Below are 11,930 nucleotides of genomic sequence, written 5' to 3'. Positions count from 1 at the left end.
CGCCGAGGGTGCGGCGCGTGACCCGCTCGATGCGGACCGCGTCCGGGTGCGAGCGGTCCTGCAGGCCCCGTACCCCCGCGCTCGCCGCGAGCAGCCGCGCCGCCTGGGCGTACTCGCCCTGGCGCAGGGCCAGGTCGGCGACCCCGACCAGCACCTGGGCGATCAGCGGCGCGTGCCCCGCCCCGGCCGCCGCCTCGCACGCCGCCGCGTGGTGCGCGCGGGCCTCGGTGAGGTCGTCCGCGAGGTAGCCCAGCAGGTCGTGCGTCACCGCGAGGACATTGCCCCGCAGGGCCTCGCCGCCCAGCAGCGCCGTCGCCACGCCCAGCTGCCGGCGTGCCTCCTCCGCCTCGCCGCCCCACCGGGCGAGCTCCGCCCGCGCGAGCGCCAGCTCGGCCAGCGCGTCCGGCCAGGTGACCCGGTCCGCGTACCGCTGCGCCTCGGCGAGCGCCGCCGCGCAGGCCTCCCCGTCACCCTGCAGCCAGTACAGCTGAGCCTGCCGCGACCGCATCCGGATGACGTCCTCGACGGCGCCGAGTTCGGTGACGACCGCGATCGCCTGCTCCAGGTGCTCGCACGCGCCGGCGAGCCCGCCGCGCACCGCGATCCGCTCCGCCAGCTCCGTCTGCGCGAACGAGATCCCGAACCGCTCGCCCAGCGCCCGGAACTCGGCGAGCGCCGTCTCCAGGTAGGCGTCCGCGTCCCGCCCCCCGTGCCCCAGCATGATCCGCATCTTGCCCAGGTGCAGCCGCCCCAGCGCCCGCACCCAGGGGTCCTCGCTGTCGAGCAGCGGCTCGAACGCGGACACGAAGGCCTCCGGCGCCTCCAGCAGCCGTTCCAGCGCGGTGACCAGCCCCAGCAGCGGGTTGCGGCGCCGCCCGCGCAGGCTGAACCGGTACGCCTCGTGGATCCACTCCGCGGCCTGGCGCTCGTCACCCCGCCCGGCGCTCACGAACAGCACGACCAGCGCGTACGCCGTGGCCCGTACGTCGTCGGCCACCTCGCCGGGCGTACCGACGGCCGCGGTGAGCAGTTCCCTCCCCTCGGTGCGGTGCCCGCTCAGCCACCAGTACCAGCCGCCGGCCGCCGCGAGCCGCATCGCCGACTGCGCCTCGCCCGCCGCGAGCGCGCCGCGCATCGCCGAGCCGATGTTGTCGTGCTCGGCCCCGAGGACGGCCAGCCACTCCAGCTGCTCGGCCCGCCGCAGGTGCGGCTCGGCGGTCTCGGCGAGTCCGGTGAAGTACGCCAGATGGGCCCGCCGTGCCCGCTCCGCCTCCCCCGCCTCGGCGAGCCGGTGCGCGGCGTACTCCTTGATCGTGCCCAGCATGCGGTACCGCGGGGCGGCGCCCCCCTCGGCACGCAGCAGGGACTTCTCGGTCAGGGCGGTGAGCAGTTCGAGCACCTCGCCCTCCGCGACGCCCCCGAGGCCCCCGATGCCGTCGGCAGCCCCACCGCCCCAGTCCGGCCCGTCCGCGCAGACCTGCTCGGCCGCCTCCAGGCTCGCCCCGCCCGAGAACACCGAGAGCCTGCGCAGCACCGTCCGCTCGGCCCCGCTGAGCAGCTCCCAGCTCCAGTCGACCACCGCCCGCAGCGTCTTGTGCCGGGGCAGGGCGGTACGGCTGCCGCTGGTCAGCAGCCGGAACCGGTCGTCCAGCCGGTGGGCGAGCTGGTCGACGGACATCGTGCGCAGCCGGGCCGCCGCCAGTTCGATCGCCAGCGGCATCCCGTCCAGCGCCCGGCACACCCGCACCATCACCGCCAGCGTCCGGGCGTCGGCCTCGACAGCGAGGTCCCGGCGCACCGCACCGGCCCGGTCCCGCAGCAGCCGGACGGCCGGGGAGGCCCCGATCTCCGCCGGGCCGGCGCCGTCCCGGGGCAGGGCCAGCGGCTCGACGGGCCACAGCGCCTCACCGGTGATACCGAGGGGCTCCCGGCTCGTCGCCAGGATCCGCAGCCGCCGGCACTCGCCGAGCACCCGGTGGGCGAAGACGGCGGCCGACTCGATGACGTGCTCGCAGTTGTCCAGGATCAGCAGCGCCTCGCGGTCGCGGACCGCCGCGATGAGCCGGTCCGCCGGCTCCGCGTTGGGCGCCCCGCCGAGCAGGGCGTCCCGCAGACCCAGTCCGTCGAGCGCCGCCTGCGCCACGTCGCCGCCGTCCGCGCCGACGGCGGCGAGCTCCACCAGCCAGGCCCCGTCCGGCAGACCGGCGAGCAGCGTGCGCGCCGTCTCCGTGGCCAGCCTGGTCTTGCCCGCGCCCCCCGGCCCGATCACGGTGGTGAGCCGGTGCTCGGCCACGAGGGCGCGGACGGCGGCGACATCGGCGTCCCGGCCGACGAAGCTGGTGAGTTCGGAGCGCAGATTGGTCCGGCGGTCCTCCTCGCGCCGCCCGAGCTCGCCCCGCAGCAACGCGAGGTGCACGGCGGACAGTTCGGGCGAGGGGTCGGCGCCCAGGGTCTCGGCCAGGGCCTCCCGTGCCCGCTGGTACACCTGCAACGCCTCGCTGTCGCGGCCGGCCGCGACGAGGGCCCGCATCAGCGCGGCCACGAGCCGCTCGCGCACCGGGTGCGCGGCCACCAGGTCGGTCAGCTCCGTGACCACCTCCGCACCGCGCCCCAGGGCCACGTCCGCCTCGGCCCGTGCCTCCGCGGCGGTCAGGCGCAGCCCCTCGAACCGTACGACCGCCGCGTCGAACGCGGCGCTGTCCTGCAGACCGACGTCCTGGAGGGCCGCGCCCCGCCACAGGGCGAGGCCCTCGCGCAGCAGCCGCACCCGCCCGGAGACGTCCTCGGTGCGGGCCTGGCCCGCGGCGACGAGCCGCTCGAACCGCACGGCGTCGACGGCCTCGGCCTCCACCGCCAGCCGGTAGCCGTCCGTCAGCCCCTCGACCGCCCCGCCAGGCAGCAGCTTCCGCAGCCGGGACACCAGGCGCTGCAGGGCGTTCGCCGCGTCGGCGGGCGGGTACGCGCCCCAGATCCAGTCGACGAGCACAGCCTTGGGGACCGCGCGCCCCGGGCTGAGCGCGAGCGCGACCAGCAGCCCGCGCAACCGCGCACCCGGCACGTCGACCGGGCGGCCGTCATCCGTGCGCACCTCCAGTGGACCCAGCATCCCGATCTGCACCCGCCGATTCTGTCACGGGACCGCGACGGCCACTCCCAGGTCAACACCCCTTCGCCGACGGGCAGTCGGGCACCGCGGAACGCTTCCCTCCCGGCCCGTCGCGCGTCGCGGGTCACGCCTCGCGCGAGTTGCGCAGGAGCCAGGGCGTGGGGTGGAGGGAGGTGACGAGCTCCTTGTAGACCGTGTCCCCGGGCAGCGGGACGACCAGCCACAGGCCCGGCGGGAAGAAGCGGCCCCTGGTATGGGCGAGGCCTCCGTAGACCGAGCGGAGGAAGGCGGGGACCGCGTCGCGGGGGACGTCGTGGAACTCGACGTGGTCCACCGTGATCCTCGCGTCGTCCTCGGCGTAGAGGCGGACGCCGACCGCGGGAGTGCCGTCGAGCTCGACGAACGCCTCGTGCGGCAGGGTCCCGTCGGGGTCGAGCGCGCCGAAGGCGTCGGCGGCGGTGCGGCGCGAGGTGCGGTCGGCGCCGATGTCTTCGGAGACCGTGCAGGTCAGGCGGTACTCCTCCGCGATCTCGCGTATCGCGCGGACCGCCGATTCCGTCGTCGGGAGATGAGGATGAGAGAGCGTCATGCAGTGATCATGGCCCAGGGGGGCCTGCGCCGGGTCCCGCACGCGGGCGCGCCGTCCGGGCGCGGGACCTCGCCGGTCTCCAGGAACGGGGCACGGGCCGCGCGGCGGGGCGGGCGTCATCGCGTGGCACCCGGGCCGCCCCGTCGGGGAGACTGCTGCGGACGGTCCACCGGCGTTCCGGGGAGGAGCATCCATGACGTCCCCGTCCTTCGAGGACATCGGCTACCGCGTCCTGTACGGGCGCTATGTGACGCGCACCGACTCGGATCAGCCGCGCTACGGCGAACTCAACGGCGGCCGCATCATGCGGCCGGGCCGGTTCTACGCCGGGCGTTTCGCCCGGGCCCTGATCGAGGACGCCGCCGCCATCACCGACCCCGAGCTGGAAGCCCTCCTCGACCGCGGCTGGCGACCGCGGCTCACGGCCGCCTGGCTGATCGGCGTGGACCGGCGGACCTCGTTCCGCGAGCGGCTGGGCGGGCCGCGGATGCCGCGATCCTCACCGCCTACCTCGACCGCTACCTCCCCCGCACCGACCTCGTGTACGACCAGCCGGAGGCCCTCGGTGCCCTCCTGCGCCTGGACGCCCGCCTCGGCACAGACCGTGCGGCCCGCTTCACCGGGCCGGACGGCCTCTGGGCCGGCTGGGTCCGGGCCCGTTCCCGCCCGGACGACCGCCCGTACGCCAGCCCCCGGGAACTGCGCCGCTGGACGGACCTCGCGTGCGAGTTCACCGACGGCTGGGACTGGTCCCGGTAGAGGCGGAAGGCCGCGTTCGGCCGGGAACCCGGGCGCCGGGGTGGACGTTGTCGGCTCATGGTGAGCTTACTGACGAGTCCGCTCGTGGTGCTGATCGTGGTGATACCGCTGTTCCTGCTGGCGGCCGCCCAGCACCTGCTCCGGCCTGCCCAGCGGCAGGGCTGGCAGCCCCGGAGGGAGGTGTTCCCGTAGGGACAGTAGGGTGGGCCGGGTGAACCTTTCTTCCGCGCTTCCGCGTTCCTTCCGGCTGCTCGTCACGGGTGGGGGCACCGGTGGCCACACGTACCCCGCCCTGACCGCGATCCGTACCCTCCAGGGCCGACTCGCGGCCGCCGGCGGCACGCTCGACGTGCTGTGGATCGGGACCGCCGACGGTCTGGAGGCGCGGGTCGCGCCGGCCGAGGGGATCGCGTTCAAGACCGTCGCCACGGGCAAGATCCGCCGCTCGGCGAACCCGCTGAAGATGCTGTCGGCGGCGAACATGAAGGACATGGCGCGGGTCCCGCTGGGTGTGGCCCAGGCCCGGGCCATCGTCTCCGAGTTCGAGCCCGACGTGGTCCTGGCCACCGGTGGCTACGTCGCCGTGCCGGCCGGCCTCGCGGCGCGGCTGTGCAAGCGGCCCCTGGTGCTGCACGAGCAGACCGTGCGCCTCGGGCTCGCCAACCGCAAGCTCGCCGGGTCCGCGACGCGCATCGCCGTGTCCTCGGAGTCCTCGCTGCCGCTGCTGCCCGCCGAGGTGCGCGACCGCGCGGTCGTCACCGGCAACCCGGTCCGCCCCGAGGTGCTGTCCGGGCACCCCGACAAGGCCGTGCACGCGCTGAACCTCGTCGGGTTCGACCGCCGCCTCCCCACCGTCTACGTCACCGGTGGCGCGCAGGGCGCCCAGCAGATCAACGGTGTGGTGCGCGAGGTGCTCCCGTGGCTGCTGAGCCACGCGAACGTGATCCACCAGTGCGGCCCGGCCAACGTCGACGAGCTGCGCTTCGCGGCCGCCGGGCTGGACCCCGTGCTCGCGGGCCGCTACCACGTGACCGGGTTCGTCGGGCCGGAGCTGCCCGACGTGCTGGCCCTCGCCGACATCGTGATCTCCCGCTCCGGCGCGGGCACCCTGGCCGAGCTGACCGCGCTGGGCAAGCCGGCGGTGTTCGTCCCGCTGGCCACCTCGGCCGGCAACGAGCAGGCGCACAACGCCCAGTACCTGGCGGACGCGGGCGCCGCCGTCGCCCTGCTCGGCGAGGTCACCGCGCACGGCCTCGCGGAGGCGGTCGGCCCGCTCCTCACCGACGCCGGACGGCGGGCCCAGATGGCCGAGCGGGCCCGGGCGTACGGGCGGCCGGACGCCGCCGAGCGGCTCGTGGACGTGCTGCTGGCCGCCGCCAACGGCTGACCCGGGACGTGGCGCGAGGGGCGCCGTCGGCCACCGGGCCGGCGGCGCCCCTCCGCATCGACACACGGAGTTCACGGACCGGGGGCACCGGCCCGTGTCCGCAGACCGGACGGTATGCCTAGACTGGCCGCTCGTCGATCATGCAAACGATGAGTGTGGAGGACGGTTCCTCATGCGCTATCTCCCCCTGGGCAGTTCAGGCCTGCTGGTCTCCGCGGTAGGCCTCGGCTGCAACAACTTCGGCGGCCGCCTCGACCTCCAGGCCACCCGGGCCGTCGTCGACGCCGCCCTCGACTCCGGGATCACCCTGCTCGACACCGCCGACATCTACGGCGGCCAGGGCGGCTCCGAACGCCACCTCGGCCAGGCCCTCAAGGGCCGGCGCGACCAGGTGGTCCTCGCCACCAAGTTCGGCTACGACGGCGTCGACATGGGTTACGGTCCCGCCGCCGGCGCCCGCGGCGGCCGCGGCTACATCCGGCGCGCCGTCGAGGAGTCCCTGCGCCGCCTGGAGACCGACCACATCGACCTCCTCCAGCTGCACAGCCCCGACCCCTCCACCCCCATCGCCGAAACCCTCGCCGCGCTCACCGAACTCGTCGCCGAGGGCAAGGTCCGCTACATCGGCCACTCCAACTTCAGCGGCTGGCAGCTCGCCGAAGCCGCCCACACCGCCCGTGAGACCGGCGCGGTGCCCTTCGTCTCGGCGCAGAACGAATGGTCGCTGCTACAGCGGTCGGCGGAGCGCGAACTGGTCCCCGCCGCCCGCCACTACGGCCTCGGCGTCCTGCCCTATTTCCCCCTCGCCAACGGCCTGCTCACCGGCAAGATCCGCCGCGGCGCCCCGGTCCCGGCCGGCTCCCGCCTGGAGGGCCGCGACTCCTACCTCACCGAGGAACGCCTCGACACCGTCGAGGCGCTGGCCGCGATCGGCGAGAAGTACGACCGCACCGTGCTGGAGCTCGCCATCGGCTGGCTCTCCGCCCAGCCCGGCTGCGCCTCCGTCATCGCCGGAGCCACCTCCCCCGAGCAGGTACGCGCCAACGCGGCGGCCGCCGACCGCCCGCTGGAGGCGGAGCCGCTCGCCGAGACCGACGCCGTCGCCCGGGCCCACGCCGTATGACCGCGCCCCTGCGCTGCGCGGTACTGGACGACTTCCAGGGGGCGGCCACCACCCTGGCGGACTGGTCGCCGGTCACCGCGCGCGGCGTGGAGGTGGTCTCCTATCCCGACCACCTCGCCGACGAGGACGCACTCGCCGCCCGCCTGGCCGGCTACGACATCCTCGTCACCCTGCGCGAACGCGTCCCCTTCCCCGCGAGCCTGCTGGAGCGGCTGCCCCGCCTCAAGCTCCTCGTGGCCAGCGGCATGCGCAACTCCGTCATCGACTACGCCGCCGCCGGACGCGCCGGAGTGACGGTGTGCGGCACCGCCAGCTCCTCCACCCCGCCCGTCGAGCTCACCTGGGCCCTGCTCCTCGGCCTCGCGCGCGGCATCGTCACCGAGAACACCGCCCTGCGCGAGGGCGGCCCCTGGCAGCAGACCGTCGGCGCCGACCTGCACGGCCGCCGCCTCGGCCTGCTGGGCCTGGGCAAGACGGGCAGCCGGGTGGCCCGGATCGGGCTCGCCTTCGGCATGGAGGTGACGGCCTGGAGCCAGAACCTCACCAAGGAGCGCGCCGAGGCCGAAGGGGCCACCCTGGCCCCGTCCAAGGAGGCGCTGCTGGCGGGCAGTGACTTCGTGTCGGTCCACCTCGCCCTCGGCGAGCGCACCCGGGGCCTGATCGGCGCGGCCGAGCTGGCCCTGATGCGGCCGACCGCCTACCTGGTCAACACCTCCCGGTCCGCGATCGTGGACCAGGAGGCGCTGCTCGAAGCCCTGCGCAACGGGCGGATCGCGGGCGCCGGCCTCGACGTCTTCGACACCGAGCCGCTGCCCGCCGGCCACCCGCTGCGCACCGCCCCGAATCTCCTCGCCACCCCGCACCTGGGCTACGTCACCCGGGCCAACTACGCCACGTACTACGGCGAGGCGGTCGAGGACGTCCTCGCCTTCCTCGACGGCGCGCCCGTACGCGTCCTGCCCTGAGCACCGGACGCACGGAGGGCCCTCCCGGCAACGGCCGGGAGGGCCCTCGGCCCGTGCGCGCGCAAAGGCCCAAGACCCTCAGGACACGATGTCCTTGCGGGAGAAGCCCCGGAACGCGAGGGCGAACAGCACCAGCGCGTACGACACCGACACCACCGCCCCCTTGGCCATCCCGCCCCACTCCAGCTGCGGCTGCAGGGCGTCCACCCAGGCGAACTGCCAGTGCGCGGGCAGGAACTCCCGCCAGGACCCCAGCGCGGTCACCGCGTCCAGCACGTTCCCCACGATGGTCAGCCCGACCGCCCCGCCGACCGCGCCCAGCGGCGCGTCCGTCCGGGTCGACAGCCAGAACGCCAGCCCGGCCGTGACCAGCTGCGACACGAACACGAAGGCCACGGCCAGCGCCAGCCTCGCCACGGTGTCCCCGGCGGGCAGCGCCCCGCCCGCGGGCAGCTTCAGCGGCCCCCACCCGTACGCGGCCGTGCCCGCCGCCAGCGCCACGACCGGCAGCAGCACGATCGCGGCGAGGCTGAAGCCCAGCGCCACCACCAGCTTGCTCCACAGCAGCCGGGCCCGCGGCACCGGCGAGGCCAGCAGATAGCGCAGCGAGGACCAGCTCGCCTCCGAGGCCACGGTGTCCCCGCAGAACAGCGCCACCGGCACCACCAGCAGGAAGCCGGCCGACACGAACAGGCAGGTCGCGGCGAAGTTCGCACCCGAGGCCGTCGCCGTGTCGATGAAGCTGACCCGGCCGTCGCTCCCGCCCCGGCCGTCGTCCGAGCCGCCCACCGCGAAGGCGATGATCATGACGAACGGGAGTGCGGCCAGCACCCCGCCCATCACCAGCGTCCGCCGCCGGCGCCACTGCCGCAGCGCCTCCACGCGCAGCGGCAGCGTCCGCCCCGGACGGTAGCCGGGCGCGGTCTCGTAGCCGGGCGCGGTCTCCTCGGCGGGGGCCGAAGCCCGTACGGCACTCATGCCGCACCTCCGATCAGGGTCAGGAAGGCGTCCTCCAGGCGGCGGTGCGGCCCCACCGCCGTCACCGGCAGCTCCAGCCGCACGAGTTCGGCGATCAGCGCGGCGGGCGTCGCGCCGTCGAGCCGTACGAGGAGCCCCTCGTCGGCGGGCACCACGGAGGCGACACCCTCCAGCGCCGCGACCTTGCCCACGGCCGCCTCGTCCACCGGCGCCTCCAGCGCCACCAGCAGGGTGTCCCCGCCGCCGGTGATCTCGGCGACCGGACCGGCCTGCACCAGCCGTCCGCGGTCCATGACCACCAGGTGCGTACAGGACTGCTCCACCTCCGACAGCAGATGGCTGGAGACGATGACCGTCCGCCCGCCGGCGGCGTAGCGGATCATCACGTCGCGCATCTCCCGGATCTGCGGCGGGTCCAGACCGTTCGTCGGCTCGTCCAGGATCAGCAGGTCCGGCAGTCCCAGCATGGCCTGCGCGATCGCGAGCCGCTGGCGCATGCCCTGCGAGTACGTGCGCACCGCGCGCTCCAGGGCGTCGCCGAGCCCGGCGATCTCCAGGGCCTCCGCCAGGTGCGCGTCCTCGGCGGGGCGGCCGGTGGCCTGCCAGTACAGCTCCAGGTTGGCCCGGCCGCTCAGGTGCGGCAGGAATCCGGCACCCTCCACGAACGCGCCGACCCGTGACAGCACGGGCGCCCCGGGACGGATCGCGTGCCCGAAGACCCGGATCTCCCCGGCGTCCGGCGTGATCAGCCCCATCAGCATCCGCAGCGTGGTGGTCTTCCCGGCCCCGTTGGGACCGAGCAGGCCCAGCACCTGGCCCCGCTCCACCCGGAAGGACAGCTCCCGCACCGCGTACCGGTCCTGCGCCTTCGCGTAGCGCTTCGTCAGACCGGTGATGTCGAGCGGTACCCCGGCCAGCTCCGGGTCGGGCGGCGCCGCGGCCCGGCTCCCGCCCGTACGGCGGATCCCCAGCAGCGCGGCGGCCAGCGCCACGGCGCCGAGCGGCAGCCACCAGATCCAGCCGGGCAGGCCGGCGGCGGCGGTCCGCACCCCGTCGGCCACGGGCAGCTGCAGCGGCTCGCGCACCGAGACGGTGTACGAGGCCGGCTCGGCGGGCGAGGCGTAGCCCAGGTCGGTGGCGGCTACCACCAGCCGCAGCCGGTGCCCGGCCTGGAAGGCGTGGTCCACGGCCGGGAGCCGCAGCCGCACGCTCCGCCCCTGTCCGGCGTCCGCCACCCGTACCGGTGCCACCAGCTGGCTCGGCAGCACCTGTTGGCGGCCGTCGGGCCCGACGTCGTACAGCTTGCCGAAGAGTACGGCCGAGCCGTCCGCGGCCGTCGACCTCACGTCGAGGGTGATGGCCGGGGTGCCGGTGACCCGTACCTCCCCCTCCAGCGGCTCCGACTCGAAGCGGGCGTTCTGACCGGGGAAGTCCAGGGAGAACCCGGTGCCGAGGGAGGCGAGCTGCCCGCCGATGCCGGGCAGCGCCGACAGGGCGGGCGGGGCCCCGCCCGCCGGGTTGGCGAAGGTCTGCTCCCGCCCCGTCAGCGGGAACGGCCTCGGATCCGCCACCAGCCCGGGGTAGCGGTCGCCGCTCGCGCCGCGCACCATGATCCGCCCGTCGGTGGAGTCGATGCCTCCGGTGCGGGTGACCCGGAAGGCCGGGCCGGTGTCCACGCCCCGGTCGTCCTTGAGGTAGCGGTCGAACCAGGCCTTCACCCGGTCCTCGATCCGGCCGGCTTCGCGCATGCCGCCGTCGTGTCCGCCGGCCGCCCAGTCCACGGCGACCGGCGCCCCGTTCGCCGCGATGGCCCTGGCCATGGCGTCGGCCTGGTCCAGCGGGAAGAGGGAGTCGTCCTGCCCCTGCACGATCAGCGCCGGCACCTTGATCCGGTCCCCCACGGCCGAGGGGCTGCGGCGCTCCAGCAGCTCGCGCGCCTCGGCGTCCGGCTTCCCGGCCACCGCGACCCGCTCGTACATGGCGCACAGCTGCGGCTCGAACCGTCCGCAGCCCGGGGCCGCCGGGGGGCCCGCCGGGCCGGCCGGGCGGCCGGCCTGCTGGAGGCCGTCCGCCGCACCACTGGTGAAGAAGATCCCGGCCCAGAGCTTCTTGAACACGCCCTGCGGGAAGAGGGAGTCGGCGAGGTTCCAGTACGTGATCTGCGGGGCGATCGCGTCCACCCGGCGGTCGTACCCCGCGGCCAGCAGCGCCACGGCCCCGCCGTAGGAGGCTCCGGCCACGCCCACGCGCGGGTCGCCGGCCGCGTCGAGCCGTACCTCGGGACGGCGGGCCAGCCAGTCGACGAGCGCGGAGACGTCCTTGACCTCGTGCTCGGGGTCGTTCAGCCCGATCTTCCCGCCGGAGCGGCCGAAACCGCGCGCCGACCAGGTCATGACGGCGTACCCGTCGCGGGCGAGGCGTTCGGCCTGGGCGCGGACGTCGTCCTTGCTGCCGCCGAAGCCGTGCCCGAGGAGGACCGCCGGACGGCGCTGCCCGGCGTCCCCCGCCGTGAAGAAGGAGGTGTCGATGCCGGCGGAGCCTTCGGCGTCCGTGCCGGGCATCCTCAGGACCTGGTCCTGGCGGTGCACGGCCGGCCCGTCCCCGGATGCGGCCGCGGCCGTCCAGGTGCCGGCGCCCGCGAGCACCGCGAGGGCGGCGGCGCCGGCGAGCAGGCGGTCCCGGGGCCGCCGGGGGAGTCGGAGCTTCATAGGGGAACCCTAAAGCCCGTGATCTCCTTCCCCGAGCTCCCTCAGGGGGAGCCCCGCCCCTTCTCGAGGAGTACCCGCGCGGCCCCGCGTACCGCGCCTGCGGTAGGCGGGGGCCCTCCGGACCCGGCCGGTCCCGTGCTGCGGGCCGGCCCCGGTGGCGGCAGGATGGGGCGCATGCTGCTGGCCGAGGTCGCGCGCGTGTCCCGGGAGGTCGCCGAGACCTCCGCCCGGTCGCGGAAGGCCGCCCTGCTCGCGGAGCTCTTCGCGGCCGCGCCCGCCGACGAGGCCGGCCTGGTCATCGCCTACCTCTCCGGC

At 75.5% G+C, this 11,930-nt stretch carries 8 protein-coding genes and 1 pseudogene; 5 read left to right on the top strand and 4 right to left on the bottom strand.

Annotated features, from left to right (window positions below):
• Nucleotides 1-3,118, bottom strand: a 3,118-nt coding sequence (locus VR44_RS23895) for an ATP-binding protein (RefSeq protein WP_045949635.1), incomplete at its 3' end; no start/stop codon positions are given.
• A 112-nt stretch (nt 3,119-3,230) separates the two neighbouring features.
• Nucleotides 3,231-3,695 (bottom strand): hypothetical protein, encoded by a 465-nt coding sequence (locus VR44_RS23890; RefSeq protein WP_045949634.1) that lies wholly within the window; start codon nt 3,693-3,695, stop codon nt 3,231-3,233.
• Nucleotides 3,696-3,888: 193 nt separating this feature from the next.
• Here VR44_RS23890 and VR44_RS46465 point away from each other — a divergent pair.
• From VR44_RS46465 to VR44_RS23870, 5 genes and pseudogenes are all read left to right on the top strand, one after another.
• Nucleotides 3,889-4,454 (top strand): annotated as a pseudogene (locus VR44_RS46465) (DUF6000 family protein).
• A 57-nt stretch (nt 4,455-4,511) separates the two neighbouring features.
• Nucleotides 4,512-4,646: a hypothetical protein gene (locus tag VR44_RS48530; protein WP_281187179.1), complete on the top strand. Its 135-nt coding sequence runs from the start codon at nt 4,512-4,514 to the stop codon at nt 4,644-4,646.
• Between the two features lie 19 nt (nt 4,647-4,665).
• Nucleotides 4,666-5,841, top strand: a complete 1,176-nt coding sequence (locus VR44_RS23880) for a UDP-N-acetylglucosamine--N-acetylmuramyl-(pentapeptide) pyrophosphoryl-undecaprenol N-acetylglucosamine transferase (protein WP_045949636.1) — start codon at nt 4,666-4,668, stop codon at nt 5,839-5,841.
• A 172-nt stretch (nt 5,842-6,013) separates the two neighbouring features.
• On the top strand, nt 6,014-6,964 hold the full coding sequence (locus VR44_RS23875; RefSeq protein WP_045949633.1) for an aldo/keto reductase: 951 nt from the start codon (nt 6,014-6,016) through the stop codon (nt 6,962-6,964).
• Nucleotides 6,961-7,929, top strand: coding sequence for a D-2-hydroxyacid dehydrogenase family protein (locus VR44_RS23870; protein ID WP_045949632.1), 969 nt, complete (start codon nt 6,961-6,963; stop codon nt 7,927-7,929). Before VR44_RS23875 ends, VR44_RS23870 begins: the two co-directional genes overlap by 4 nt.
• 78 nt (nt 7,930-8,007) lie before the next feature.
• Here the strand turns inward: VR44_RS23870 and VR44_RS23865 are convergent, their stop codons facing one another.
• Nucleotides 8,008-8,907, bottom strand: coding sequence for an ABC transporter permease (locus tag VR44_RS23865; protein ID WP_045949631.1), 900 nt, complete (start codon nt 8,905-8,907; stop codon nt 8,008-8,010).
• Nucleotides 8,904-11,615, bottom strand: a complete 2,712-nt coding sequence (locus VR44_RS23860) for an alpha/beta fold hydrolase (RefSeq protein WP_045949630.1) — start codon at nt 11,613-11,615, stop codon at nt 8,904-8,906. Before VR44_RS23860 ends, VR44_RS23865 begins: the two co-directional genes overlap by 4 nt.
• Nucleotides 11,616-11,930 lie beyond the last annotated feature (315 nt).

Source organism: Streptomyces katrae, assembly GCF_000966975.1.
GTDB lineage: Bacteria > Actinomycetota > Actinomycetes > Streptomycetales > Streptomycetaceae > Streptomyces > Streptomyces katrae.
The sequence above is the reverse complement of the archived record's forward strand: the minus strand, read 5'-3'. Positions and strand labels throughout refer to the sequence as shown.

What these genes read in the sequence shown, in the direction of transcription:
- VR44_RS23865 (WP_045949631.1), bottom strand. Translation starts at nt 8,907, where the DNA reads ATGAGTGCCGTACGGGCTTCGGCCCCCGCCGAGGAGACCGCGCCCGGC.
- VR44_RS23860 (WP_045949630.1), bottom strand. Translation starts at nt 11,615, where the DNA reads ATGAAGCTCCGACTCCCCCGGCGGCCCCGGGACCGCCTGCTCGCCGGC.
- VR44_RS23875 (WP_045949633.1), top strand. Translation starts at nt 6,014, where the DNA reads ATGCGCTATCTCCCCCTGGGCAGTTCAGGCCTGCTGGTCTCCGCGGTA.
- VR44_RS23890 (WP_045949634.1), bottom strand. Translation starts at nt 3,695, where the DNA reads ATGACGCTCTCTCATCCTCATCTCCCGACGACGGAATCGGCGGTCCGC.
- VR44_RS48530 (WP_281187179.1), top strand. Translation starts at nt 4,512, where the DNA reads ATGGTGAGCTTACTGACGAGTCCGCTCGTGGTGCTGATCGTGGTGATA.
- VR44_RS23870 (WP_045949632.1), top strand. Translation starts at nt 6,961, where the DNA reads ATGACCGCGCCCCTGCGCTGCGCGGTACTGGACGACTTCCAGGGGGCG.